At 75.1% G+C, this 26,676-nt stretch carries 19 protein-coding genes; 3 read left to right on the plus strand and 16 right to left on the minus strand.

Annotated elements, in window-relative coordinates:
* Window positions 1–18: 18 nt before the first annotated feature.
* The 3 genes from IF23_RS0127430 to IF23_RS0127440 all read right to left on the minus strand — a co-directional run bounded on the left by IF23_RS0127430 (window position 19) and on the right by IF23_RS0127440 (window position 5,430).
* The gene (locus tag IF23_RS0127430) at window positions 19–2,469 is read right to left on the minus strand and encodes a protein kinase domain-containing protein (protein WP_030288321.1); all 2,451 of its coding nucleotides are present in this window, start codon (window positions 2,467–2,469) and stop codon (window positions 19–21) included.
* Between the two features lie 440 nt (window positions 2,470–2,909).
* Window positions 2,910–3,782 (minus strand): alpha/beta fold hydrolase, encoded by an 873-nt coding sequence (locus IF23_RS0127435; RefSeq protein WP_030288322.1) that lies wholly within the window; start codon window positions 3,780–3,782, stop codon window positions 2,910–2,912.
* A 955-nt stretch (window positions 3,783–4,737) separates the two neighbouring features.
* A complete protein-coding gene (locus tag IF23_RS0127440; RefSeq protein WP_030288323.1) occupies window positions 4,738–5,430 on the minus strand; it encodes an iron-dependent transcriptional repressor DtxR in 693 nt (230 codons plus the stop codon).
* 258 nt (window positions 5,431–5,688) lie between these two features.
* On the opposite strand from IF23_RS0127440, the gene IF23_RS0127445 reads away from it, so the two are divergent.
* Window positions 5,689–6,447, plus strand: a complete 759-nt coding sequence (locus IF23_RS0127445) for an SIS domain-containing protein (RefSeq protein WP_030288324.1) — start codon at window positions 5,689–5,691, stop codon at window positions 6,445–6,447.
* Window positions 6,448–6,511: 64 nt separating this feature from the next.
* Here the strand turns inward: IF23_RS0127445 and IF23_RS0127450 are convergent, their stop codons facing one another.
* Together IF23_RS0127450 and pdxH are read right to left on the minus strand one after the other, a co-directional pair.
* Complete coding sequence (locus tag IF23_RS0127450) at window positions 6,512–7,951, minus strand: PAS domain-containing protein (protein ID WP_078654305.1); 1,440 nt, start codon at window positions 7,949–7,951, stop codon at window positions 6,512–6,514.
* Window positions 7,952–8,483: 532 nt separating this feature from the next.
* Window positions 8,484–9,182, minus strand: coding sequence for a pyridoxamine 5'-phosphate oxidase (pdxH, locus tag IF23_RS0127455; RefSeq protein ID WP_030288327.1), 699 nt, complete (start codon window positions 9,180–9,182; stop codon window positions 8,484–8,486).
* Window positions 9,183–9,615: 433 nt separating this feature from the next.
* On the opposite strand from pdxH, the gene IF23_RS0127460 reads away from it, so the two are divergent.
* Window positions 9,616–10,716 (plus strand): citrate synthase 2, encoded by a 1,101-nt coding sequence (locus tag IF23_RS0127460; RefSeq protein ID WP_030288329.1) that lies wholly within the window; start codon window positions 9,616–9,618, stop codon window positions 10,714–10,716.
* Between the two features lie 64 nt (window positions 10,717–10,780).
* Here the strand turns inward: IF23_RS0127460 and IF23_RS0127465 are convergent, their stop codons facing one another.
* The 9 genes from IF23_RS0127465 to IF23_RS0127505 form a co-directional block, all read right to left on the minus strand.
* The gene (locus IF23_RS0127465) at window positions 10,781–11,395 is read right to left on the minus strand and encodes a TetR/AcrR family transcriptional regulator (RefSeq protein ID WP_030288331.1); all 615 of its coding nucleotides are present in this window, start codon (window positions 11,393–11,395) and stop codon (window positions 10,781–10,783) included.
* A complete protein-coding gene (locus IF23_RS0127470; RefSeq protein WP_030288333.1) occupies window positions 11,383–12,177 on the minus strand; it encodes an enoyl-CoA hydratase family protein in 795 nt (264 codons plus the stop codon). Before IF23_RS0127470 ends, IF23_RS0127465 begins: the two co-directional genes overlap by 13 nt.
* Entirely contained in the window at window positions 12,174–13,760 is a 1,587-nt protein-coding gene (locus IF23_RS0127475; RefSeq protein WP_030288334.1) for a 4-coumarate--CoA ligase family protein, read from the minus strand. The genes IF23_RS0127470 and IF23_RS0127475 overlap by 4 nt, the downstream gene beginning before the upstream one ends.
* A 106-nt stretch (window positions 13,761–13,866) precedes the next feature.
* The gene (locus IF23_RS0127480) at window positions 13,867–15,042 is read right to left on the minus strand and encodes an acyl-CoA dehydrogenase family protein (RefSeq protein WP_030288336.1); all 1,176 of its coding nucleotides are present in this window, start codon (window positions 15,040–15,042) and stop codon (window positions 13,867–13,869) included.
* 140 nt (window positions 15,043–15,182) lie between these two features.
* Window positions 15,183–17,123, minus strand: coding sequence for an acetyl/propionyl/methylcrotonyl-CoA carboxylase subunit alpha (locus tag IF23_RS0127485; protein ID WP_051739925.1), 1,941 nt, complete (start codon window positions 17,121–17,123; stop codon window positions 15,183–15,185).
* A gap of 7 nt (window positions 17,124–17,130) precedes the next feature.
* A complete protein-coding gene (locus IF23_RS0127490; protein WP_030288339.1) occupies window positions 17,131–18,729 on the minus strand; it encodes an acyl-CoA carboxylase subunit beta in 1,599 nt (532 codons plus the stop codon).
* Entirely contained in the window at window positions 18,726–20,435 is a 1,710-nt protein-coding gene (locus IF23_RS0127495; protein WP_030288341.1) for an acyclic terpene utilization AtuA family protein, read from the minus strand. Before IF23_RS0127495 ends, IF23_RS0127490 begins: the two co-directional genes overlap by 4 nt.
* Window positions 20,432–21,241 (minus strand): TIGR03084 family metal-binding protein, encoded by an 810-nt coding sequence (locus tag IF23_RS0127500; protein ID WP_030288342.1) that lies wholly within the window; start codon window positions 21,239–21,241, stop codon window positions 20,432–20,434. Before IF23_RS0127500 ends, IF23_RS0127495 begins: the two co-directional genes overlap by 4 nt.
* Window positions 21,242–21,537: 296 nt before the next feature.
* Complete coding sequence (locus tag IF23_RS0127505) at window positions 21,538–22,551, minus strand: EamA family transporter (RefSeq protein WP_078654306.1); 1,014 nt, start codon at window positions 22,549–22,551, stop codon at window positions 21,538–21,540.
* A gap of 69 nt (window positions 22,552–22,620) precedes the next feature.
* Between IF23_RS0127505 and IF23_RS0127510 the strand changes: the two genes are divergently transcribed.
* Complete coding sequence (locus IF23_RS0127510) at window positions 22,621–23,478, plus strand: LysR family transcriptional regulator (RefSeq protein WP_030288345.1); 858 nt, start codon at window positions 22,621–22,623, stop codon at window positions 23,476–23,478.
* Between the two features lie 11 nt (window positions 23,479–23,489).
* Here IF23_RS0127510 and IF23_RS0127515 read toward each other — a convergent pair whose 3' ends face one another.
* Window positions 23,490–26,345 (minus strand): FAD-binding and (Fe-S)-binding domain-containing protein, encoded by a 2,856-nt coding sequence (locus IF23_RS0127515; protein WP_030288347.1) that lies wholly within the window; start codon window positions 26,343–26,345, stop codon window positions 23,490–23,492.
* A 104-nt stretch (window positions 26,346–26,449) separates the two neighbouring features.
* Window positions 26,450–26,676, minus strand: a 227-nt coding sequence (locus IF23_RS33170) for an SHOCT domain-containing protein (RefSeq protein WP_211266209.1), incomplete at its 5' end; no start/stop codon positions are given.

Here is a 26,676-nt window from a genome sequence, read left to right on the forward strand (position 1 = left end):
GGGGCCGGGCGCCCCGGGTCAGACCGCGGGCAGCGCGTAGATCTCGTCGCCGTGGGTGGCCAGCAGACGGCGCCCGGCGGCGGTGATGTGCCACTGGTCCAGGCTTCCGGCGTTGTCGTTGTAGTGCCAGCGGGCCTTGCCGGTCGCCGGGTCGAGGGCGAAGATGCCGCCGGCGTCGTCGTAGGAGGCGCCGTAGAGGGTGCCGCGGACGGAGAGGAATTCGGTCGGCGCCCGGCGCGCGCCCGGGTCCTCGCAGAGCCACAGCTTGCGCCCGCGCGCCGGGTCCACCGCCCAGACGCCACCGCTGTGATCGGCGGCGTACACCACGCCGTTGACGACCATCGGCTGGTAGAAGCTGAGGCGTCCGGCGGAGGAGAGCGACCAGTCCGAGGCGCCGGTGTCGAGGTGGACGGCGCGCAGCCGGGGGCCGCCGAGGAAGATCCGTCCGGCGTGGACGGCAGGCCGCCAGGCGATGTCGTCGCCGAGCTTGCGGCTCCACAGCTGACGGCCGTCGGCGGTGTCGCGCACCGTGACGTTGCTCCGGCCGTCGGTGTAGACGAGCCGGTCGCCAAAGACGGTGCCTTCGAGTTCGAAGTCCATCGTCCCCTTGTCGCGCGGCTTGCTCCACTCCTTGCGGCCGGTGCGGAGGTTGATCGCCGCGACGGCGGTCAGCCGCTGGGTGGTGTCCTCGGTGCGGACCGACGCGACGGCGTAGAGGCGTTCCCCGTCGGCCGCGAGGATGCGCTGCACGGTGAGGTCGCCGCCGAGGCGGCTGCGCCACACCTCCTTGCCGGTGTCCGGGTCGAGGCCGATGACATCGCCGTTGTACTCGGTGCTGACGAGGAAGAGTTTGCCGTCGGCGAGGATCAGCGGGGCGCCCGTGGTGACGACGCCCTTGCGGCTCCAGACGGTGGCGCCGGTCGTCGCGCGGCGGGCGACCAGCGGATCGCCGCTGATCAGCAGCAGTCCGTTGTGGACGACGAGCGGCCGGTCGCTGTTGAGGCTGTCGGTCTCGGCGGTGCGGTGCCACAGGACGGCGGGCGCGGTGCCGGGCGGCGGGGTGGTGAAGTCATCGGTCTCCGGGGTGTTGCCGCCCCCGCCGTCGTCCTTGCCGCCCTTGCCGCCCGTCCGGCTGCTCAGCGCCCAGACCCCGGCGCCGCCGAGGGCGGCCACCCCCGCCACGCCCCCGGCGGCCAGCCCGAGGAAGCGCCGCCGGGAGGGCGCCGGGGCGTCACCGGGCGTGAGCGGGGCGGTCGTTCCCCCCGGCGCGGTCGGCGTGCTCGTCGCGGGACCGGCCGGTGCGTACGGCGGGACGGCGGCGGGCCCGGCGGGCGCGGGAACGCCGCCCCCGGGCGTGCCGGTGCCGGGCGTGCCGGTGCCGGGCGTGCCGGTGCCGGGCGCGGCGCCCTGGCCCGCGCCGAGCAGATACGTCGGCGCGGTACCGAACCCCTGCGCCGCGCCGGGCCCTTGCGGCGCGCCGGGGGCCTGCGGGTGCGCGCGCCGCGGGGGCACCCCGGACGGGTCGGCGTCCGGTCCCGCGGGGTGGGGCGTCCCGGTGGTGGACGGCGGCGGGTCGGCGGGGGTTTCCAGGTCGAGGATGCGGGCGGCGTGGGTGGCGATGGTCGAGGCGACGGCGCCGGGCAGCCAGTTGGCGAAGGCGGTGCCGGTGCCCTCCGGGGCGAGCGCGGCCAGCACCTCGGCGGGGGCGGGCCGCCGGGCCGGGTCGCGGTGCAGACAGGAGGCGACCAGCCCGAGAAGCGTGTCGGGCACCCCGCTGAGGTCCGGTTCGCCGTGGACGACCTGGTAGAGCACCGCGGCGGGCGTGGCATCGGCGTACGCGCCGTGCCCGGTGGCGGCGTAGGTGAGGACCGCGCCGAGCGCGAAGACGTCCCCCGCCGTGCCGACGCGTTGGCCGAGCACCTGCTCGGGCGGGATGTAGCCGGGCGAGCCGACGACCACACCGGTCTGGGTCATACGGTTCCCGTCGACGGCGCGCGCGATGCCGAAGTCGATGACGCGGGGACCGTCGGCGGCGAGCAGGACGTTGGACGGTTTGAGGTCGCGGTGGACCAGCTCGACGGCGTGGATCTCGGTCAGCGCGGCGGCCAGCCCGGCGCCCAGGGCGCGGACGCTGTGCTCGGGCAGCGGGCCGTGTTCCTCGACGACCTCGGTCAGCGACGGCCCGAGGACGAAGGCGGTCGCGAGCCAGGGCAGCGGGGCGTCGGTGTCCGCGTCGACGACCGGTGCGGTGTACCGCCCGGAGACGGCGCGGGCTATCTCGACCTCCTGCCGGAACCGCCCCCGGAACCCGGTGTCCTGCACCAGATCGGGCCGCACCACCTTCACCGCGACGGTGCGTCCCCCGGCGGACCGCGCGAGATAGACGCGCCCCATTCCACCGGCGCCGATCCGGCCCAACAGGCGGTACGGCCCGAGGGCTTGCGGGTCGTCCGAAAGCAAGGGGTCCATCGCGGGCCTTCCACGTCGGTCGGGAGATACGGGGAACACTCCGCGCGGGCGCCTCCCCGCGGTTTCCCCACGCGGACGACGGCCGACGCGGCACGGCAGTGCATCGTAGCGTTGGCCGAAATCCGGCACCTCCCAGCTCTCCCGACGAGCCGGACACGGCCCCCGATCCGGCGCGTACACACCCGTGGAACGTCGCCCCTGCCGCACGCCCCGCCCACCTGCCGCCGCCCCGGCTCCCGGCTCCCGGCTCCCGGCTCCCGGCTCCCGGCTCCCGGCTCCCGGCTCCCGGCTCCCGGCTCCCGGCTCCCGGCTCCCGGCCGCCGACCGGCCCGCCGGTCACGAAGCTCCAGCCGACGGCCGCCCCCCGGCCACAACGCATCCGCCGAACGCGACCCCCGCCCCCGCGAGGGCAGGCATGAGTGCCCGTCACGCGGCGGCGCTCACCCCGGTATCGCGGTCCGCAGGAACGGTTCCACGGCGCGCTGCCAGGCGTCGGGGTGTTCCCAGGGCAGCAGGTGGCCCGCGTCGGGTATCTCGGCGTAGCTGCCGCCCGGGAGAACGCGGACCATCTCCTGCGCCTCGGCGCGGCCCAACTCGCCGTCCTGTCCCCGGACGACGAGGGTGGGGCAGCGGACCTCGGCCAGCTCCTCCCAGTGGGCGTCGGTCACCCAGGTCTCGCGGGCGGTGAGCATCTGGCGGCGGGAGAAGACCGGGCGCCAGCCGTCGGCACGTTCGGCCATCACCTCGGCGAAGAACGCCCCGCGCACCGGGCGGGGACGCTCCAGCGACGGGTCCTCCTCACCGAACCAGCGGCGGACGTCGGCGAGGGTGGCGAAGGGCAGCGGCCAGGTGGCGAACCAGTCGGCCCATTCGCGCTGTGAGGCGGCGCCCAGCGCGGACGCCCGCATGTCGCAGATGACCAGCGCGCCGACCAGGTCCGGGCGGCGGGCGGCGAGCTGCCAGGCGGTCAGCGCGCCCATGGCGTGGCCGACGAGGGTCACCGGCGCGAGGCCGAGCTGCTCGATGGCGGCTATCGCGTCCTCGACGTAGGAGGCGCGGTCGAAGGGGCCGTCGGCGGGCTTCTCGCTGCGGCCGTGGCCCCGCTGGTCGAGGGCGACAGCGCGGTGGCGCGCGCCGAGCCAGCGGGCGGTGTCGGCCCAGTGGGACGCGCGCCCCATCAGGCCGTGGAGCAGCAGGACGCCGGGGCGTCGCTCGCCGTCCTCCGGCCCGCCGTCGCTCTTGGGCGGATCGGTGAATTCCCAGGCAGCGAGCCGTACCCCACCGGCCCCTGTCACCTCGATGCGCCGCACCATGTGCCCTGGCACCCCCACTCGTCCCTTGACCCACTCCACACTATCGAATCTTCATTCGAATACGGCGGTCTCGTGCGGAAGTCCCCTCGTTCGGGTGACAGTGCGTAGGGATAGCCGGGGATCCGCACGGGGAGACAGCTACCGGGGGACGGACCCCGCCGGACCGGGGGTCCGTAGCGCGGGGCCTTGAGAGCTCGGGGCTCCAGGTCCTGACGGGGGAGCTGGGGGAGGCGGGGCCCCGGATGCTCGCAGCGCCGGGGCCCCGAGGCATCACCGGGCCTGTGCCGGGTCGCCGGGCGCCGTGGTCCGCAGGTTCTGCGCCCCGCCGCCGAGCGCCGCGTTCGGTCCGGTTCCGCTGCCCCCACCGCGCCTCCTCCCCCGGAAGCCGCCCGTCCACGGCTCCCCCGTACCGCTCCACACCGGGCCGCCGCAGCCCGGACCGGGCTCGTCCGCATACCGGTCGGCACCACGGCGAGCATCCGTGTGGGCGCCAAGGGTGACACGTCCCCGGCCGTTCCGCACCGGTTCGCGCAATTCCTCATCCCGTGCCCGCCTCCCCGGGGCGGCGCCGCGTCCCGGGGCTTCACGCTTCTGTGCAGCTCAGGACGGTGAAACGGGCACGGCGGGCGTTCGGCGGAGGAAAGGGGGCCCGGCCGGAGGAATCGGCGCCGCCCCCGCCCGCGCCCCGTACGACGGGCCGCCGGACGACCGGACCGGACAGGGCGGAAGAGACGGAAGAGGTGGACGTCAGCGACCCGTCCCCGGACACGCCGACGCCCCGTGCCGACCGGCACGGGGCGCACGCTCTCAGCCGTATCCACCGGCGAACCGGCGAACGGCCCGCCACCTCGATCCGCCGCGGCGCCCGCCTCTCCGCGCACCGCGACGCACCGGCGGCGCCGCGCGAGGAGTACGTCGGCGCAGTGCCAACGGGTCCATCGGCGCTTCGCGTCCGTCAGCGCTTCGCGACGAACACGTGCGCGGCGATCTCCGACTCCAGCTCCGCCGCCTCGCCGCTGCTGCCGACGAGGACACCGGCGGGCGCCTCGGTCACGCTGACGACCGCGCCCGGCTGGACCCCGGCGCGCCGCAGCGTGTACATCAGCTGGGCGTCCGCCTGGATGGGCTCGCCGATGCGGCGGACCACGACGGTCTTGCCGTCCGGACCGGCGTCCAGCTCGGTGAGGCTGACCATGCCGGTCTCCAGGAACGGGTCGGCCTCCGCCTTCTCGCCCAGCTCCTCCAGACCCGGGATGGGGTTGCCGTACGGCGACTCCGTCGGATGGCGCAGCAGCTCGACGACGCGGCGCTCGACCGCCTCGCTCATCACGTGCTCCCAGCGGCACGCCTCGGCGTGCACCTGCTCCCACTCCAGCCCGATGACGTCGACGAGCAGGCACTCGGCGAGGCGGTGCTTGCGCATCACGCGCGTCGCCAGCCGACGGCCCTCCTCCGTCAGCTCCAGGTGGCGGTCGCCCGCGACGGACAGCAGACCGTCGCGCTCCATGCGCGCCACGGTCTGGCTGACCGTGGGGCCGCTCTGTTCGAGCCGCTCCGCGATCCGGGCGCGCATCGGGACCACACCTTCCTCTTCGAGTTCGAGGATGGTGCGGAGATACATCTCCGTGGTGTCGATCAGTCCGGACATGCGTGCCCCTAGCTGTGTCGTGCGGGTGGCCCTGGATTCAATTCTGACGCATCCCACCGACAACGGCGCCGCCTCCGCCCACGGCGGTTGCCGCCCGGGACGCACACAAGCCGTCCGGGGGCTGTCGCGTCAGCCGTATTGACAGCGCACTGGTCCAGACCGCAACGTGATCCGCGCCACGGCCGCCCGCCGTCCGGTGCGTCCGCACCCGGGACGGGGCGGGGGAATCCATGAGCTGCGACGAGGGAGACCGCGGGAATGGCTGAGAGCGACCGGCTTGCCGGGGAGTACTTCGATGCCGCGATCGAGCTGCTGCGGCAGGCTCGCGACGACGGGGGTCCCGCCATCGCCGCCGCCGGACGGTTGATCGCGGACACCGTGGAGGCGGGCGGGCGGGTCTTCTCCTTCGGCGCCGGGCACTCCTCGCTGCCCGCGCAGGACACCGTCTACCGGGCGGGCGGCCTCGCGATCATGAACCTGCTGTCGGTGCCGGGGGTGGTGGGCGTGGACGTCCGGCCCGCGACGCTCGGCAGCGCGCTGGAGCGGGTCGACGGGCTGGCCGCCGCGGTGCTGGACACCAGCCCGCTGCGGGCCGGTGACGTGCTGGTGATCATCTCGCTCTCCGGGCGGAACGCGCTGCCCGTCGAGATGGCGATGAACGCCCGGGCGCTCGGCATAAAGGTCATCGGCCTGACCTCGGTCGCGTACGCGGACGCCACCTCCTCCCGGCACGTCTCGGGCAGCTACCTCAAGGACCACTGCGACCTCGTGCTCGACAGCCGCATCCCGGTGGGCGACGCGGAGCTGCGGCTCCCCGGGATCGACGCGCCGTTCGCGCCCGCCTCCACGGTCGTCACCAGCGCGATCATGCAGGCGGTGGTGGCGACCGCCGCGGGGGCGCTGGCCGAGCGGGGCGTCGAACCGCCGCTGCTGCGCTCCGGCAACGTCGACGGCGGCCACGAGTGGAACGGCCGGGTGATGCGGGAGTACGCGGACCGGATCTTCTACCGGCAGTGAGCCGGGGACGGCCCGCGCCCGGTGACGGCCCGGCGTCCGGCCCGCCACCGGGTGCGGGAACCGTTCAGCCGTCGCCGCGGCCGTCGTCCGCCGCCGCCAGGTCCAGGGCGGCGGCGATCCGGGCGGCGACCTCCTCCGCGTAGGCGGCGTCGGCGCGGTCGAAGGGGCGGCGGGCCGGGGTGCGCAGGAAGGTGGCGACACCGAGGGTGCGGGCGCGGCTGCGGAGCACCACGCAGAGCCCGTGGACCGTACCGTCCGGCCACCGGCGGGCCGCCGCCCAGCCGTCCTCGCCGCTCGCCCCCACGCTCGTCCGCACCGAGCCGCCGCGCGCGCAGGCCTGCCGGGCCGGGTGTCCGGCGGCGTACGCGACGGGGACGGCGGACGGCTGCGGCACCGCGCAGGGGCCGGGGGATCCGGCGGGCGAGGCGAGGGCCCGCCGCAGCCGGACGGCGGCGCCGTCGCCGCCCGCTCCCCCGTCGTCGTCCCGGCCGGGCGCGGGCGCGACGAGGTCGACGAGGGCGTGGTCGGCGAAGCCCGCGAGGGCGTAGTCGAGGTGGACGGCGGCGGCCTCCCGCGGGTCGGGGCAGTCGGCGGCGGCGCGGCTCGCGCGCTGGAGTTGCTGGGTGCGGAAGCGGAGCAGCGCGCCGTCCTGTTCGGCCTGTTTGGCGTCGGTGACGTCCTGGAAGAGCCAGGCGACGCCGAGCGGGGCCGGTTCCTCGGAGAGCGGGGAGGCGAGGCGGACGAAGCCGCTGCGCCAGCAGCGGCGGGGGCGTTCGGCGTCGGGGGCGCGCAGCGTCACCCACAGGTCGCTCAGCCCGGGCGGCTCGCCCTCCGCGAGGACGTGCTGGAGCACCGCCTCCACCTCCTCGGCGCCCTGGTCGAGCAGGTCGCCGAGGGGGCGGCCGAGGAGGGCGTCGCGGCCGGATTCCAGGGCGCGGGCGGCGGGGGTGTTGACGACGGCGGGCCGCAGGTCGGCGTCGACGAGAAGGACGCTCCAGGGGGCGTCGTCGCAGAGCGCCTCGCTCAGGGCGAGGGAGCGCTCCAGACCGATCTGGGCGTGCACGGCGGTGAAGACGCAGTAGACACCGGCGGCCCGGCCGTCGGGGCCGCGGACGGCGGAGGTCTGGCCGCGGACCAGGACCCGGCGGCCGTCCTTGGTGAGCAGGGCGTGGTCGTGCACCTGACGGCCGGGGGCGCGCAGTGCGGCGAGGAGGGCGGACTCGATCGCCTCCGCGTCCTCGCCGCGGGCCGCCCAGCCGGTCAGCCCGCGGCGGCCGACGGCCTCGGCGGCGGGCCAGCCCAGGAGCTGTTCGGCCTCGTGGTTCCAGTGGGTGACCGTGCCGTCCGCGGCGAGGGCGAGGAGCGCGGTGTCCATGCCGTCGAGGAGGGCGGCGAGCAGCCCGGTGTCGTCGGCGGGCCCGACCGGGCCGGGCGGTGCGGCGGCCGTGGCCGGGGGTCGTTCCGCCGAGGAACCGTACGAAGCGGAGCCGTACGAAGCGGTCACTGGAACCCCCTACGGACGCGGTGGCGCGTGCTGGACCTGGGCACATTCAACTCGAACGTGACGCAGCACACACCCCCTTCGCGGAAATCCCGGGGCCGTTCGCGCGGTCGGGGCGCCCCGGACGACGCGGGTGCCCCGGGGGCCGCAGCCGCCCCGCGCGTCGCGGGAAATTAATTCGCTTGTACGGATCCGGGCGCGTTCCTAGGCTGGTGTGCACACGAGAAGGGAGGTGGTTCGGCCAATGATTTCTCACCGGACGCGTGAGGTGGCTGCGGCCTAGGGCCGTCGCTTCACACCCAGTGCGGTGCCGGCTCGCGCATACTGCAGATGCGTCACCGGCCAATTCCCAGCAGTCACCCGACCCGTGGGCCCCGGTCCGTCCGACCGGCCGCCGCGCCACCCGGCGCGGCGGAAGCGGCCCACGGGTCGTCTGCGTTTTCCGGGCCCCCGCGCGGGGGCCCTTTTCCCTGTCCGCCCGCCGCCCGGGATCAGCGCGTGCGGGACCAGGGCGGCGGGGATCAGCGCATCCGGCTCACGGTGCGAGGCGTTCCACGGTCCAGCCGGTGGTGGCGCGGACGTAGCGCAGGCGGTCGTGGAGACGGTTCTCGCGGCCCTGCCAGAACTCGACGGTTTCGGGCGTGACGCGGTAGCCGCCCCAGTGCGGCGGTGCGGGGACCTGCTCGCCCTCGGGGTAGCGGGCCGCCAACGCGTCGTAGGAGCCCTCCAGTTCGGCGCGGGAGGCGATCGGGGTGGACTGGTCGCTGGCCCAGGCGCCGAGTTGGGAGCCGTGCGGGCGGGAGCGGAAGTAGGCGGCGGTCTCGTCGCGTCCGATGCGGGCGGCGGTGCCGGTGACGATGACCTGACGGGCCAGCGGATGCCAGGGGAAGAGCAGTGCCAGGTGCGGGTTCTCGGCGAGGTCGCGGCCCTTGCGGCTGGTGTAGTTGGTGAAGAACACGAAGCCGCGGTCGTCGAACGCCTTCAGCAGCACCGTCCGTGAGCTGGGGCGGCCCGCGGCGTCGGCGGTGGAGACGACCATCGCGTTGGGCTCGTGGATCCCGGACGCGGCGGCTTCCTTGAACCAGCGCGCGAACTGTGCGTACGGCTCGGCCGCCAGCTCGGTCTCGGTCAGCCCCTCGGCGCGGTATTGGGCGCGCATCGACGAGGGATCGAGGGTTTCGTGGGCATCGGGGGAAGGCGCGTCGGCGGAGTGCACGGCCTCATCTTGCAGCATCGGTCCGTGCCGGGGCAGGGCGCGGGCCGGGAAGTCTGCCCGTCGTCGCCCGCGCGTAACCCTCTCGTAGGCGAATCGACCAGTGTGCCGGACGTCACGCTTCCTTGCAGGTGGGGAAAGCGCCAAACTTGCGGGTCGGTGCTGTGTGGACTTCGTACATCGGCGACCATCGTGACCGGACCGGCGGGCACCCGCCGTCCCTCGCCGGGGCCGCGCGTCCCGTGGACCACGCAGCAGACCACCCGAACCGCGCCCGAGGGCCGTCCACCCCGGGCCGGGAAGCGCGTCACCATGCCTTAGCGAGGCATCCGGTGACCGGCGCGGACCGCGAGCTGCCGGGCGCAGCCGCGGAACCGTTCCGGCACCGCACACCGAGCCGACCACGGCAACCGGTCACCGACCGTGGGCCGTCCGTACCTTGAGGAGTCGCCAGATGTCCGCATTCGTACCAGGACTTGAGGGTGTCGTCGCGTTCGAGACGGAGATCGCCGAACCGGACAAGGAAGGCGGCGCGCTGCGCTACCGCGGCGTCGACATCGAAGACCTCGTCGGCAGCGTCTCGTTCGGCAAGGTGTGGGGGCTGCTGGTGGACGGCGCGTTCGACCCGGGGCTGCCGCCGGCCGAACCGTTCCCGATCCCGGTGCACTCCGGGGACATCCGCGTCGATGTGCAGTCGGCGCTGGCGATGCTGGCGCCGGTGTGGGGCCTCAAACCGCTGCTGGACATCGACGAGCGGACGGCCCGCGACGATCTGGCGCGCGCCGCGGTGATGGCGCTGTCGTACGTGGCGCAGTCGGCGCGCGGGCAGGGGCTGCCGATGGTGCCGCAGCGGGAGATCGACAAGGCGGAGACCGTCGTGGAGCGGTTTATGCGGCGCTGGCGCGGGGAGCCGGACCCCAAGCATGTCGCGGCGGTGGACGCGTACTGGACGTCGGCGGCGGAGCACGGCATGAACGCCTCGACGTTCACCGCCCGGGTCATCGCCTCGACCGGCGCGGATGTGGCGGCGGCGCTCTCCGGGGCGGTCGGCGCGATGTCGGGGCCGCTGCACGGCGGAGCCCCGTCGCGGGTGCTCGGCATGATCGAGGAGATCGAGCGGACCGGGGACGCGGCGGCGTACGTCCGCAAGACGCTCGACAAGGGCGAGCGGCTGATGGGCTTCGGGCACCGCGTCTACCGGGCCGAGGACCCGCGGGCGCGGGTGCTGCGGCGGACCGCGAAGGAGCTGGGCGCGCCCCGCTTCGAGGTGGCCGAGGCGCTGGAGAAGGCGGCGCTGGAGGAGCTGCACAACCGGCGTCCGGACCGGGTGCTGGCGACGAACGTGGAGTTCTGGGCGGCGATCACGCTGGACTTCGCGGAGGTCCCGTCGCACATGTTCACCTCGATGTTCACCTGCGCCCGTACGGCCGGGTGGAGCGCGCACATCCTGGAACAGAAGCGGACCGGGCGGCTGGTGCGGCCGTCGGCCCGGTACGTGGGTCCGGCGGCGCGCGAGCCGCGGGAGATCTCGGGGTTCGACACCGCGGCGCACTGACGCCGACGGGCCGCGCGCCGGGGCGTCTCCCGGTGCGCGGCCCGTCCGCCGAACCGGATCCGGCTCAGCCCAGCGCCTCGTCCAGCAGTCCGGCCCACTGGTCGACGACGCGTCCCCGGCGGGGTGTGTCGTCGCTGAGCAGGGTGGCCAGGCCCAGACCGCGGGCCATGTCCAGGAGGCCCTGGACGGTTTCGCGGACGCCGGGGACGGACTCGTCGACGCCGAGCAGGTCGACGGCGGTGCGGTGGCACTCCCGGCCGACCCGCGCCTCCAGTTCGGTGACCCGGGTGCGCAACTGGTCCTCGTACGACGCCGCGACCCAGAGGTGGAGGGCGGCGCGGAAGAGCGGGCCGGTGTAGAGGTCGACGACGGCGGCGACGACGGCGCGGCGGTCGGTGGCGGCGCCGGTGCCCGCCGGGAAGAGGTCGCGCAGCGCCTGGGAGCGCTCCTCGGCGACATGCTCGACCGCGGCGGTGAACAGGTCCTCACGGGTGGGGAAATGGTGCTGGGCGGCGCCGCGGGAGACCCCGGCGCGTTCGGCGACGACGGCGACGGTGGAGCCCGCCCAGCCGTGCTCGGCCAGACAGGCCACCGCCGCCTCCAGCAGACCGCGGCGGGTGGCCCGGCTCCGTTCCTGCTGGGGCGCCTTGGCGGCGCGGGTGGTGTTCAGCGTGCCCATCGCGGAGCCCTTCGCTCCAGGAAGGCGGTCATGCCCTCGTGCGCCTCGGCGGAGGCGAAGAGCCGCGCGGACTCCGCGGCCAGCTGCTCGGTGTCGCGGTCGAAGGTGCGCAGCACCTCGGCGGTGACCAGCGCCTTCGAGGCGGCGAGGCCCTGCGGGGAGCCCTGGCGCAGCCCGTCGAGTATCGGGGCGAGGGCGGTGTCGACGTCGTCGGCGGCGACGGTGACCAGCCCGATGCGGGCGGCCTCGGCGGCGTCGAAGCGTTCGCCGGTGAGGTAGTAGCGGCCGACGGCGCGCGGGTCGAGGCGGGGCAGCAGCGGCATCGAGATGACGGTCGGGGCCAGTCCGAGGCGCGCCTCCGTGAAGGCGAAGGTGGCGCCGGGCCCGGCCACGGCTATGTCGCAGGCGCCGAGCAGCCCGGTGCCCCCGGCGCGGACGTGTCCGGTGACGCGCGCGACGACCGGCTTGGGCAGCTCCACCACCGCGCGCAGCAGCCGGACCAGGCCCAGCACCGCATCGAGGGGCGCGCCGCCGGTCGTCTCGGTGAGGTCGGCGCCCGCGCAGAAGGTGGTGCCGGTGTGGGCGAGGACGACGGCGCGCACGGTGTCGTCGGCGGCGGCCGCGTCGAGGGCGGCGTGGAGTGCGCCGACGAGGCGGGTGGAGAGCGCGTTGCGGTTGCGCGGGGAGTCCAGGGTGAGGGTGGTGACGCCCTGGTCGTGGGTGATGCGTACGGACGGATCGGCGTGGTCCGTGGCGGCGGCGGTTGCCGTGGTGTCGGTCATCGGGCCGTGGAACTCCTTTCCCTGGCGCGGAGTTCGCGACGCAGGATCTTGCCGGTCACCGCGCGCGGCACCGTGTCGGTGAACTCCACGCGGCGCACCCGCTTGTACGGGGCGACTCGTCCGGCAACGTACGTGAGAACGTCGTCGGCGCGCAGCGCCGCCCCCGGGCGGCGGACGACGTACGCCTTCGGGATCTCGTTGCCGTCGGTGTCGGTGACGCCGATGACGGCGGCGTCGGCGATGTCGTCGTGGGTGAGGAGCAGCGCCTCCAGATCGGCGGGGGCGACCTGGTAACCCTTGTACTTGATCAGCTCCTTGACGCGGTCGACGACGTAGAGCCAGCCGTCGGTGTCCATCCGGCCGATGTCGCCGGTGTGGAGCCAGCCGTCGGCGTCGATCATGGCGTCGGTGGCCTCGGGGCGGCCCAGGTAGCCCTTCATCACCTGTGGGCCGCGCAGCACGATCTCGCCGTCCTCGCCGGGCGGCAGGTCCTCGCCGGTGGCGAGCGACACCAGCCGCATCTCGGTGCCGGGCAGCAGTCGGCCGACGGTGCCGGGCGGGGCGTCGGCGCCCGGCGGGACGAGGTGGCTGGCGGGCGAGAGTTCGGTCATGCCGTACGCCTGGAGGAGGGAGTCCAGGCCCAGGCGGCGGGCGCAGGCGTCGGCGAGGTGGGCGTCGAGCGGGGCGGCGGCGCAGACCAGGTACTTCAGGGACGAGAGGTCGTAGCGGTCCACCAGGGGGTGTTTGGCGAGCGCGAGGACCATCGGGGGCGCGGCGTAGACGGCGGTGATGCGGTACCGCTGGATCGTGTCGAGGAACCGCTCCAGATCGAAGCGGGGCAGGACGACGACGGTGGCGCCGGTGCGCAGCGGGGCGTTCATCAGGGCGGTGAGGCCGTACATGTGGAAGAACGGCAGCACGGCGAGGACGCGGTCGTCGGGCCCGCCGGTGAGGAACGCGTCGAGTTGCGCGAGGTTGGTGGCGACCGAGCGGTGGGTGAGCATCACGCCCTTGGGGGAGCCGGTGGTGCCGGAGGAGTACGGCAGGACGGCGAGGTCGGTGGCGGGGTCGAGGGCGATGTCCGGTTCGGGCGCGGTGGTGTCGGCGAGGTCGAGGAGGGAGCGGTGGCCGTCGGCGCGGTCGCAGACCAGGATCTCGACGACGTGCCCGGCCCGGCGGGCGGCGTCCCGGGCGGTGTCGAGGAGGGCGGCGACGGTGACGATGCGGCGCGCCCCGGAGTCGGCGAGCTGCCCGGCGAACTCCTCGGCGGTGGCGAGCGGGTGGACGGTGGTGACGGCCGCGCCGCAGCGCCAGGCGGCGTAGCAGACGACGGGGAAGAGCACGCTGTTCGGGCTGTGCAGGGCGAGCACGTCGCCCTTGGCGAGACCGGCGGCGGCGAGTCCGGCGGCGAGGCGGCGGCTGAGGTGGTCGAGGCGGGCGTAGCCGAGGGTGGTGCCGTCGGTGGCGTCGATCAGCGCGGGGTGGTCGCCGCGGGCGGCGGCACCGGCCAGGACGTAGGAGTGGACCGGCTCGGTGACGGGGGCGAGCGGGGGACGGTCGCTGTGGAACAGGTGGGTTGCCATGCCGGGATGTCCTTCCGTGGCAGGAGCGCGGCGGCGGGCGCGGGGGCACCTGCGCGCCGTGCTCGGGGAGGGTGGTCCTGCGGTCCCCCGATCGCCGTCGGCTCGGTCAGTACGACTTGGGGAGGCCCAGCGTCTGGTGGGAGAGGTAGTTCAGGATCATCTCCCGGCTGACGGGGGCGATCCGCGCGACGCGGGCGGCGGTGACGAGGGACGCGAGGCCGTACTCATGGGTGAGGCCGTTGCCGCCGAGGGTGTGGACGGCCTGGTCGACTGCGCGGACCGCGGCCTCCCCGGCGGCGTACTTCGCCATGTTGGCAGCTTCTCCGGCGCCGATGTCGTCCCCGACGTCGTAGAGGTGGGCGGCCTTCTGCATCATCAGGCGGGCGCATTCCAGCTCGATGTGGGCCTGGGCGAGCGGGTGGGCGATGGCCTGGTGGGCGCCGATCGGTTCCTTCCAGACCTGCCGGGTGCGGGCGTAGTCGACGGCACGTCCGAGGGCGTAGCGGCCCATGCCGAGGGCGAACGCGGCGGTCATGATGCGTTCGGGGTTGAGTCCGGCGAAGAGTTGGAGGAGTCCGGCGTCCTCGTCGCCGACGAGGGCGTCGGCGGGCAGCCGGACGTCGTCGAAGGTCAGCTCGAACTGCTTCTCCGGGGCGGCGAGTTCCATCGGGATGGGGCTGCGGCCGAAGCCGGGGGCGTCGCGCGGGACGAGGAAGAGGCAGGGCTTGAGCTTGCCGGTGCGGGCGTCCTCGGTACGGCCGACGACGAGGGTGGCCTCGGCGATGTCGACACCGGAGACGAAGACCTTGCGGCCGGTGAGTATCCAGTCCGTGCCGTCCCGGCGGGCGGTGGTGGTGATCCGGTGGGAGTTGGATCCGGCGTCCGGTTCGGTGATGCCGAAGGCCATGGTGCGGCTGCCGTCGGCGAGCCCCGGCAGCCAGGCGCGTTTCTGCTCCTCGGTGCCGAAGCGGGCGATGACGGTGCCGCAGATGGCCGGGGAGACCACCATCATCAGCAGCGGGCAGCCCGCCGCTCCCAACTCTTCGAGTACGAGGGAGAGTTCGACGATTCCGCCGCCTCCGCCGCCGTACTCCTCGGGGAGGTTGACGCCGAGGTAGCCGAGTCCGGCGGCCTCCGCCCAGAGTTCGTCGGTGTGACGCCCCTCGGCGACGACACGGGTGAAGTACTCCCGGCCGTACCGCTTGCCGAGCGCCGCGACGGCGGCGCGCAGATCACGCTGTTCCTCGGTCTCGATCACGGAGTTGCGCAGGGCGGTGCTCATGGAGGCTCCCTCTGTGCGGCGGGTGAGACGGGTGGGACGGGTGAGTTGGGTACGGGGGCGGGGCCCGGCCGTCGGGTGCCCGGCCGGGCGCGGCGGACGGGCGGGGCGGGCCGGGCGGGCCGGGCGCGGCGGGCCGGGTGTCAGTCGCCCACCACGGCCAGCAGGGCGCCGACCTCCACCTGGGTGCCGACGCGTACCGGCAGGCTGGTCAGCGTGCCGTCGGCGGGGGCGGTGACGGTGTGCTCCATCTTCATCGCCTCCAGCCAGAGCAGCGGCGTCCCGGCCGTGACCCGGTCGCCCTCGGCGAGTCCGGCGGCGAGGCGGACGACGGTGCCGGGCATCGGGGCGAGCAGCGAGCCGGGTTCGGTGCGGTCGGCGGGGTCGGGGAAGCGGGGCAGCGCGGTGAGGGCGTGGCCGCCGGTGGCGGTGTCGACATGGACCCGGTCGCCGTAGCGGGCCACCGTGAACTCCCGCCGCAGCCCGTCGACGTCGAGGACCACGGTGTCCGCCGTGTGCGCCAGCAGCCGTACGCGGGGGAAGTCCTCGGCGTGCAGCGCGCCGCGCACCAGCCGGTAGCGGATCGCGTATGTCTCCCCGTCGGCCGCGTACGTCTTGAGCTGCGGCTGTGAGGGGAGGTTGCGGAAGCCGCCGAAGCGGGAGCGGCCGTGGGCGTCGGCGAGGGCGGCGGCCAGGGCGGCGAGGCGGGTGCGGGCCGTGCGCGCCGCGTCGTGGCCGGTCAGTTCGGCCAGATGGCGGCCGTAGAAGCCGGTGTCGAGGCCGTCGGCGGTGGTGAAGGCGGGGTGGCGCAGGGAGCGGACCAGCAGGTCGCGGTTGGTGACCGGGCCGTGGATCCGGGCGCGTTCGAGGGCGTGGGCGAGGCGGCGGACCGCCTCGGCGCGGGTCGGGGCCCAGGCGATGACCTTGGCGAGCAGCGGATCGTAGTGCGCGGTGATCACGGAGCCGTCGGTGACGCCGGAGTCGAGGCGGACGGCGCCGGGGACGGCGAGGCGGTGCAGCGGGCCGGTGCCGGGGCGCCAGTCGGCCGCCGGGTCCTCGGCGTAGAGCCGCGCCTCGACGGCGTGACCGCGGGGCAGCGGCGGGGCGGCGTCCAGCGGGCGCCCCTCGGCGACGGAGAGTTGCAGGGCGACGAGGTCGAGGCGGTAGATCTCCTCGGTGACCGGGTGCTCGACCTGGAGGCGGGTGTTCATCTCCAGGAAGTGGGCCCGGTCGTCGGCGGTGACCAGGAATTCGACGGTCCCGGCGCCGCGGTAGCCGATGGCGCGGGCGGCGCGGGCGGCGGCTTCGTGCAGTGCGGTGCGGAGCCCGTCGGGGAGCCCGGGGGCGGGCGCCTCCTCGATGACCTTCTGGTGGCGGCGCTGGAGGGAGCAGTCGCGGGTGCCGAGCGTCCAGACGCCACCGTGCGCGTCGGCGAGGATCTGCACCTCGATGTGGCGGCCACCGGTGACGTACGGCTCGACGAAGACCTCGCCGTCCCCGAACGCGGCGGCGGCCTCGGCCCGGGCCGCCGCCAACTCTCCTCCCAGCGCGGAGAGTTCATTGACGATCCGCATCCCGCGACCGCCACCGCCGGACGCCGCCTTGACCAGCAGCGGGAGGTCCGCCTCGGTGGCGGTGGCCGGGTCGACGGGGGCGAGCAGCGGGACCCCGGCCGCCGCCATCAGCTCCTTGGCGCGGGTCTTGGACGCCATCGCCTCGATCGCCGCGGGCGGCGGGCCGATCCAGGTCAGCCCGGCGTCGAGGACGGCGGTGGCGAAGGCGGCGTTCTCGGAGAGGAAGCCGTAGCCGGGGTGGACGGCGTCGGCGCCCGCGTCGAGGGCGGCCTTCACCAGCAGGTCGGCGCGGAGATAGGTGTCGGCGGGGGCGTCGCCCGGCAGCCGGACGGCGGTGTCGGCCTCGCGGACGTGCGGGGCGTCGGCGTCCGCGTCGGAGTGCACGGCGACGGTGGCGAGGCCCAACTCCCGGCAGGTGCGGAAGACCCGGCGGGCGATCTCCCCGCGGTTGGCGACAAGAACACTCGAAAGAGTGAGGGGGGAAGGGGTCGTCGGTGTCCGATCGGTCATTGCTGCCTCACATCCGGAAGACGCCGAAGCCGCCGCGCGCGCCCTCGACGGGCGCGGCGTGCACGGCGGACAGGCACAGGCCGAGAACGGTGCGGGTGTCGCGGGGGTCGATGACGCCGTCGTCGTAGAGCCGCCCGGAGAGGAAGAGCGGCAGCGACTCCGCCTCGATCTGCTGCTCGACCATGGCGCGCAGCCCGGCGTCCGCCTCGTCGTCGTAGGGCTGCCCCTTGGCGGCGGCGGAGGCGCGGGCGACGATCGACAGGACCCCGGCCAGTTGCTGCGGGCCCATGACGGCGGATTTGGCGGTGGGCCAGCTGAAGAGGAAGCGGGGGTCGTAGGCGCGGCCGCACATGCCGTAGTGACCGGCGCCGTAGGAGGCGCCCATCAGGACGGAGAGGTGCGGGACCTTCGAGTTGGAGACCGCGTTGATCATCATCGCGCCGTGCTTGATGATCCCGCCCTGCTCGTACTCCTTGCCGACCATGTAGCCGGTGGTGTTGTGCAGGAAGAGCAGCGGGATGTCCCGCTGATTGGCCAACTGGATGAACTGCGCGGCCTTCTGGGACTCCTCGCTGAAGAGCACCCCGCGGGCGTTGGCGAGGATGCCGACGGGATAGCCGTGCAGCGTGGCCCAGCCGCAGGTCAGGCTGGTGCCGTAGAGCGGTTTGAAGGCGTCGAAGTCGGAGCCGTCGACGATCCGGGCGATCACCTCGCCGGGGTCGAAGGGCGCCTTGAGGTCGCCGGGGACGATGCCGAGCAGCTCTTCCGCGTCGTACTTCGGGGGCGGTGCGGGCGCCGGATCCGGGTGCGCCTTGCGCCGGTTGAGGCGGGCGACGACCCGGCGGGCCTGGCGCAGCGCGTCCGGTTCGTCGAGCGCGAGGTGGTCGGCGAGCCCGGAGACGCGGGCGTGCATCTCGGCGCCGCCCAGCGATTCGTCGTCGCTCTCCTCGCCGGTGGCCATCTTGACCAGCGGCGGGCCGCCGAGGAAGACCTTGGCGCGCTCCTTGACCATGATCACGTGGTCGGACATCCCGGGGACGTACGCACCGCCCGCGGTGGAGTTGCCGAAGACCACGGCGACGGTCGGGATCCCGGCGGCGGAGAGCCGGGTGAGGTCCTTGAAGAGCGCCCCGCCCGGGATGAAGATCTCCTTCTGGCTGGGCAGATCGGCGCCACCGGACTCGACGAGCGAGATCACCGGCAGCCGGTTGGCATACGCGATCTCGTTGGCCCGCAGCGCCTTCTTCAGCGTCCAGGGGTTGGAGGCGCCGCCGCGGACCGTCGGATCGTTGGCGGTGATCAGGCACTCCACGCCCTCGACCACGCCGATCCCGGTGACCAGCGCGGCACCGACCGCGTAATCACTCCCCCAGGCGGCGAGCGGTGACAGCTCCAGGAACGGCGTGTCGGGGTCGAGCAGCAGCTCGATGCGCTCCCGGGCGGGCAGTTTGCCGCGCCCCCGGTGGCGGGTGAGGTACTTCTCGCCGCCGCCCGCCAGCGCCTGCCCGTGGGCCTCCTCGACCTCGGCGAGCTTCGCCAGCATCTCCGTACGCCGCTGTGCGTACGCCTCGTCCGCGGTGTCGAGCGCGGTCGCCAGGACGGTCACAGCAATGCCTCCGGTATCTCCAGGTGTCGGGAGCGCAGCCACTCCCCCACCGCCTTGGCCTGCGGGTCGAAGCGCGCCTGTGCGGCGACGCCCTCCCCCAGCAGCCCCTCGACCACGAAATTCACCGACCACAGACCGGGCAGCAGATGCCGATCGATGGTCAACTCGGCCGTCTCCGGCAGGAGTTCGCGGAATTTCTCCACGGTCAGCGTGTGGGCGAGCCAGCGCCACGCCGTCTCCGTCCGGGCCCAGACGCCGACGTTGGCGGAGCCGCCCTTGTCGCCGCTGCGGGCGCCGCAGACCGCGCCGAGCGGGGCGCGGCGGACCGGCAGCCCGGCGTCCGGCGGCTCCGGCAGCTCCGGGTCGGGCAGCCGGACCAGTTCCCGGGTGGCGGTGGGCGGCGCGATCGGCTGCCGGGTCCCGTCGGGCAGCACCGCGGTGTGCGCCACCTCCGTACGCGCCACCGCCGCCGCCTCGAAGACGCCGTACGGGGCGCCCTTGCCGGGCGGGGCGGTGAGATGGAAGCCGGGGTAGCTGCCCAGCGCCAGTTCGACGGCGGCGCCGCTGACCGCCCGGCCGACCGCCGCCTCGTCCCGGTCGCGGACGACGAGCCGCAGCAGCGCGCTCGCCTCCTCCTGGACCGCGGCGTCGGGGTGGTCGGTGCGGGCCAGCGTCCACCGCACCTCGGCGGGGCGGGCGCCCGCCGCGTCGAACGCCGCCGCCACCTGCTCCTTCACCAGCGCCGCCTTCGCCTCGACGTCCAGCCCGGTCAGGACGAACGTGACCTCGTTCCGCCAGCCGCCGAGCCGAGTCAGCCCCGCCTTCAGCGCGGGCGGCGGCGCCTCACCGCGCACCCCGTCGATCCGCACCCGGTCCGGTCCGTCCCGGCGGAGCCGGACGGTGTCGAGGCGGGCGGTGACGTCGGGTCCGGCGTAGCGGGCGCCGTCGGTCTCGTAGAGGAGTTGGGCGGTGACGGTGCCGGTGGTGACGGCGCCGCCGGTGCCGGGGTGTCGGGTGATCACGGCGCTGCCGTCGGCGGCGATCTCGGCGAGCGGGAAGCCGGGGCGGCGGACGTCGTGCTCCCCGAAGAAGCTGTAGTTGCCGCCGGTGGCCTGGGTGCCGCACTCCAGGACGTGTCCGGCGACGACCGCCCCGGCCAGCGCGTCCAGGTCTCCGGGACCCCAGCCGAAGTGGGCCGCCGCGGCGCCGCTGACCAGCGCGGCGTCGGTGACCCGCCCGGTGACCACCACCTCGGCTCCGGCCCGCAGACAGGCGGCGATGCCGTCGCCGCCGAGGTAGGCGTTGGCGGTGAGCACCCCGTCGCCCCAGCGGGTGCGGTCCCCGGTGGCCAGCAGGTCGTCGCCCTCGACATGGGCGACCCGTACGGGCACCCCGACCCGGTCCGCCAACTCCCGTACGGCGTCGGCGAGTCCGGCCGGGTTCAGCCCTCCGGCGTTGGTGACGATCCTGACGCCGCGGTCGGCGGCGAGCCCGAGGCCGTCCTCCAGCTGCCGCAGGAAGGTCCTGGCATAGCCGCGCCCGGGGTCCTTCAGCCGGTCGCGGCCGAGGATCAGCATGGTCAGTTCGGCGAGGTAGTCGCCGGTCAGGACGTCCAGCGGGCCGCCGGTGAGCATCTCCCGCAGCGCGTCGGACCGGTCGCCGTAGAAGCCGGAGGCGTTGCCGATCCGCAGCACCTCGCCGCTCATCCGGCCGCTCCCCCGCCTGTGCCGGACGGCGCCCGGCCCGGTCCCGGCGGGCCCGCGAACGCCTGGGCGATCGACAGCCAGCGGTCCGCGTCGGCGCCCTCGGCGCGCAGGCTCGGCAGATCGTCGCGGTGCGCCCGCTGGGTCACCAGCAGACAGAACTCCAGCGCCTCACCGGTGACCCGCTGCCCGGCGCCCTCCGGCCCGTACGCCCACTCCGTCCCGTCGGGCGCCCGCAGGACGACGCGGAACTCCTCTTCCGGAGGCGGGAGTTGGCGGGCGGCGTAGGCGAAGTTCCGGGCCCGGAAGCCGATCCGGGCGACGTGCCGGAGCCGGGCGGTGGGTGTCCGGACGACGCCGAGCGCGTCGGCGACGTCCTGGCCGTGCGCCCAGGTCTCCATCAGCCGCCCGGTGGCGGCGGACGCGACGCTCATCGGCGGCCCGAACCACGGCAGCTTCGTCCCGTCCGGCACCGCCCGCAACGCGGTGAGCAGCGCCTCACGCCCGGCCCGCCACCCGGCGAGCAGCGCGGCGGGCTCCAGCCGCACGCCCTCCTCGGCGCCCTCGTCGACGAAGGTGTCCGGCGCCGCGAGGGCGTGGGCGACGGCGCGCGCGAAGGCGTCCGGATCGGTCGCGGCGGCCAGCGTCTGCCGGTCGGTCCAGGCGAGGTGGGCGATCTGGTGCGCGATGCTCCACCCGGGCGCAGGCGTCGGCTCCGCCCACCGCCCGGCCGGCAACGCGGCGACCAGCGCGTCCAGCTCCTCGCTCTCGTCCCTGAGATCCGCCAGTACGGCGCCGGGATCGGCCACGCGACACTCCCTCCCCGGCCCGCCACGGACGGACCCGGATCAGCTGCCCTGCCAGTTCGGTGTGCGACTTGCTGACGTGCTCCGCGTACGCACCCGGGAAGCGCGCGGGCCCCCCGCTCGACGGCGGCGACCCCGGGGTGCGCTCCGAGCGTGGCAGCCCCCGAAGAAACAATCAAGCACGCCTGCATGGTTTTTGGCCGGGTGGGCGGGGCGCTCCGGAGCGCCCAGGGGGTCCGCACACGGCAACGGGGCGCGAGCCGTCCGGCCCGCGCCCCGCGCCTCGTAGGAGGACCGGCTCAGCCGTGCCCGGCGCCCGCGCTCCGTACCGCGCCGACGCTTGCGATGACGACCAGGCCGATGGCGACGATCTCCGCCCAGCCCAGTGCCTGGTGGAGGACGAGGAACCCGGCGGTGGCCGCGGCGGCCGGTTCCAGGCTCATCATCACGGCGAAGCCGGAGGCGGGGAGCTTGCGCAGGGCGAGGAGTTCGAGGGTGTACGGCAGCACCGACGACATCAGGGCGACGGCGGCGCCCAGCCCGAGGGTGACCGGATCGAGCAGGGCGCGCCCGGCGGAGGCGATGCCCAGCGGCAGGCTGAGCAGCGCCGCGACGGTCATCGCCAGCGCCAACCCGTCGGCCTGCGGGAAGCGCTGTCCGGCGCGCGCCGACAGCAGGATGTACGCGGCCCACAGCCCGCCCGCGGCCAGTGCGCACGCGGCGCCGGTGAGGTTCAGCCCGTCGAAGCCCTCGCGTCCCAGCAGCACCACGCCGCCCAGGGCCAGCGTCGCCCACAGCAGGCTCAGCACCCGCCGGGAGGTGGCGACCGACAGGATCAGCGGGCCCAGGAACTCCAGGGTGACCGCCGCGCCCAGCGGGATGCGGTCGATCGCCTGGTAGAAGAGGGAGTTCATACCGGCCAGCGCGACGCCGAAGCCGACGACGGTGGCCCAGTCGCCGCGCCCGTAGCCGCGCAGCTTCGGGCGGCAGGCGATCAGCAGCACCAGCGACGCCACCACCAGCCGCAGCGTGACGACGCCCAGCGCCCCGGCGCGCGGGAAGAGCAGCACCGCGACCGACGAGCCGAACTGCAGCGAGACGATCCCGCCGATCACCAGCGCCACCGAGGTGAACCGGCCGCGCCGCCCGCCCGCACCGCCCGCCGCCTCCGCCGCGGCGACCTCCGGGGAGGGCGGGACGGGGTGCGGGACGCCCGTCGGGTCCGGCGCCGCCGGGTCGGGGCGCGACGCGGCGGCGGAGGGTGCGGAGGCGGGCGCGGCGGCGCCGTCGGGACCGGGGGACGAGGAATTCACGCCACCACGCTAAGGCCCGCCGATCCGGTCCGTGAAATGCCGTTTTTCCTGTTGTTATGCTCCGCGCGTATGAGCATCGAGCTGCGTCACTTCCGCTGCTTCCTCGCCATCGCCGACACCCTCAGCGTCACCCGCGCCGCCGAACGGCTCCATCTGACGCAGCCCGCCGTCTCGCGCACCCTGCGCCAGTTGGAGCAGGAGTTGGGCGTCCGGCTCGTCGACCGCTCCACCCACCATCTGGCGCTCACCCCCGAGGGGCTGCGCTTCCGCGACCAGGCGGCGCTCGCCACCGCCGCCTTCGACCGGGCGCTCCGCCTCGCCCGCGGCGCCGCCTGGCCGCTGCGGCTGGGTCACGCCTGGTCGGCGGCGGGCCCGTACACCCCGCGGCTGCTGCGCCGCTGGCACCAGGAGCACCCGGACACCCCGCTGGAGCTGCTGCGGATCGACGACCGTACGGCGGGGCTGGCGCGCGGGGACGTGGACGCGGCGCTGCTGCGCGGTGAGGTCCGTACGCCGGGGCTCGTCACCGAACGGCTGCTCACCGAGGAGCGGGTGGCGGGGCTCGCCGCCGACGACCCGCTCGCCGCCCGCCCGCACCTCTCCCTCACCGACCTCGCGGGCCGCACCCTCGCCCTGAACACCGTCTCCGGGACCACCACCCTCGACCTGTGGCCGACGGACGCCCGGCCCACCTCGACGGTGACCATCGGCAACACCGACGACTGGCTGGCCGCGATCACCGGTGGCCGGGCGGTCGGCGTCACGACCACCGCGACCGCCCGGATGCACCCGCTGCCGACCATGGCGTACGTCCCGCTGACCGACGCCCCGCCGGTCCCGGTCGTCCTCGCCTGGCGCGACGAGCCGGGCCATCCGGCGCTGCCGGATCTGCGGCGGCTGGCCCGGGAGGTGCTGCGGGAGGGGTGACCGGTCAGGGTCTACGCGGGCGGCGCACCGCCGTCCAACCCCTCGGCCAGCACCTCCGCGAGATGACGGCCCGGCCGGTCGCCCAACTGGGCGAGCTGGGTGCGGCAGGAGAACCCGTCGGCGACGACCGCCGCGTCCTCGGGGGCGTCCCGTACGGCGGGCAACAGCTGTTCCTCGGCGCAGGCGACGGAGACGTCCCAGTGGCCGTCCTCGAAGCCGAAGTTCCCGGCCAGCCCGCAGCAGCCGCCGCTGAGCGCCCCGGTCAGGCCCGCCTTCTCGCGCAGCCGCCGGTCGGCCGCGTCGCCGAGGACGGCGTGCTGGTGGCAGTGGGTCTGCCCGACGACCGGCCGGTCCAGCCGCGGTGGCCGCCAGTCGGGCGCCCGCTCCGCCAGCACCTCGGCGAAGGTCCGGACGGACGCGGCGAGCGCGGCGGCCCGCGGATCGTCCGGCAGCAGCTCCGGCAGATCGGTACGGAGGGTGGCGGCGCAGCTCGGTTCGAGGACGACGAGCGGATGGCCGTCCGCGCGCGCCATCCGGTCCAGGGTGCGGCGCATGACCTTCCGCGCGGTGTCGAGCTGCCCGGTGGAGACATACGTCAGCCCGCAGCAGACGCCGGGCCCGGGCATCGCGATCTGCTGCCCGGCGTCCTCCAGGACCCGCACGGCGGCCCGGCCGACCTGCGGCGCGAGGTAGGTGGTGAAGGTGTCGGGCCACAGCACGACGGTCCGCGCGGCATCGAGCGGCGTCCGCTCCCGGGCGCGCCGGGCGAACCACCGGGTGAACGGTTCCGTCGCCAGCTCCGGGATCTCGCGCTGCGGGGCGATGCCGCCGAGGCGTTTGCCGAGGGCGGCGAGCGGGGTCCGCGCCGCCGCGTTGAACAGCGGCGCGAGCGGCGCCGCGGCCCGCAGCCAGCCCGGCAACCGCCCCATGCTGTAGTGCGCGGCGGGCCGCACCCGCCCCGCGTAGTGGTGGTGCAGGAACTCCGCCTTGTACGTGGCCATGTCCACACCGACCGGGCAGTCGCTGCGGCACCCCTTGCAGGACAGACAGAGATCGAGCGCCTCCCGCACCTCCGGCGACCGCCAGCCGTCCGTGACGACCTCCCCGGCCAGCATCTCGTGGAGCAGCCGCGCCCGCCCCCGGGTGGAGTGCCGCTCCTCCCGGGTCGCCCGGAACGACGGACACATCACCTCCGACGAGCCCGGGGCGACCTGCTCGGTACGGCACCGGGCGACACCCACGCACCGGCGGACGGCGGCCGAGAAGTCCCCGCCGTCGTGCGGGTACCCGAACTCCACCGGCACCGGCTCCCGCGGCAGCACCGCGAACCGCAGGTTCTCGTCCAGCCGCGCGGGCCGCACCAGCATCCCCGGGTTGAGGCCGTCCGCCGGGTCCCACACCGCCTTGAACTCCTCGAAGACCCGGACGAGTTCGCTCCCGTACATCCGTGGCAGCAGTTCGGCGCGGGCCTGTCCGTCCCCGTGCTCGCCGGAGAGCGACCCGCCGTGCGCGACGACGAGGTCCGCGAGGTCGACGGAGAACTCCCGGAAGCGGCGGATGCCCGGCGCGCTCAGCAGATCGAAGTCGATCCGGACATGGATGCACCCGTCGCCGAAGTGCCCGTACGGGGTGCCGCGCAGCCCGTGCCGGGCGAGGAGCGCACGGAATTCCCGCAGATAGGGCCCGAGCCGGGCGGGCGGCACCGCACAGTCCTCCCAGCCGGGCCACGCCTCACTGCCGTCGGCCAACCGCGTCGCCGTCCCGGACGCGTCCTCCCGCACCCGCCACAGGGCACGCTGTCCGGCCGGGTCGGCGACGACGGTGTGCCCGGTGGTCTCCCCGCCCGCCGCCCGGCAGATCTCCTCGGCCCGCGCGGTGGCCTCGGCGGCGCTCGCACCGCCCGTCTCGACGAAGAGCCATGCACCGCCCCGGGGCAGCCCGGCGGCGTCCCGTACCAGGTCGGCGGCCATCCCCTCGACGGTCAACGGCCCGTACGGCAACAGCGTGTGGGCGGCCTCGGCGGCGCCGGACTCGTCCGCGTATCCGAGGACCGCCAGCGCCCGCGCGGCCGGTGCCTCGACCAGCCGTACGGTCGCCTCGGTCAGCACCCCGAGCGTGCCCTCGCTGCCGGTCAGCGCCCGCGCCAGATCGGTCCCGTTCTCCGGCAGCAGCGCATCGAGCGCATAGCCGGAGATCCGCCGCGGCAGCTCCGGGTACCCGGTCCGCAGCAGCGCCAACTCCCGCCCGACGAGCGTCCGTACGCCGTCCGCCAGCCGCGGCGGCAGCCCGGTCGGCGCGCCGTCGGGACCGGCGCCGCGCCCGGCCCGCACCTCCTCCCCGCCGTACGTCAGCAGCGACAGCGCCTCGACGTTGTCGGCGGTGGTGCCCCAGGCGACCGAGTGTGAGCCGCAGGAGTTGTTGCCGATCATGCCGCCGATGGTGCAGCGGCTGTGGGTGGACGGGTCCGGGCCGAAGGTCAGCCCGTGCCGGGCGGCGGCGGCCCGCAGGTCGTCGCAGATCACGCCCGGTTCGACGGTGGCGGTCCGGGCCTCGGGGTCGAGGTCCGCGATGCCCCGCAGATGCCGGGTGAAGTCGAGGACGACACCGGTGCCGGTCGCCTGCCCGGCGATGCTGGTCCCCCCGCCCCGCGGCACGACCGGCACCCCCCGCTCCCGGCAGATCCGCAGCACCTCCGCCACATCCGCCACATCCCGCGGCGCGACCACCGCCTCCGGGACCCGCCGGTAGTTCGACGCGTCCATCGTCACCAACGCCCGCTCGCCGGACGCCCCGGAGACCTCCCCCCGCACCGCCCCCGCCAACTCCCGCACCAGGTCCTGCCGCTGTCTCTCCGTACGTTCACCCATGGGGGCAGCCTGCCCACCCGCACCCCACCCGACCGCCCCGACGGGGCCGAGGCGGGGCGGATGGGGTGCGGGTGGCGTAGTGGGGGTGCCCGCGGGCGGGGGCTTCAGTTCTCCTTCTCCTCCGGCGCCCCCTTCTCCTCCGGCGACCCCGGCGCCCCCGGTGGCTCCGTCGTCCCCGACGGGGAGCCCCGCAGTGTGGTCAGGCGTCTGTGGTACTCCTCCTCGTCGATCTCCCCGCGGGCGTAGCGCTCGGCGAGGATCTGTTCGGCGGGGAGTGGGCGGCCGGGGGTGCCGGGTGGGGGTGGTGGGGTGCCCCAGGTGGGGTGGTGGG

Source organism: Streptomyces catenulae (assembly GCF_000718015.1).
Taxonomy (GTDB): domain Bacteria; phylum Actinomycetota; class Actinomycetes; order Streptomycetales; family Streptomycetaceae; genus Streptomyces; species Streptomyces catenulae.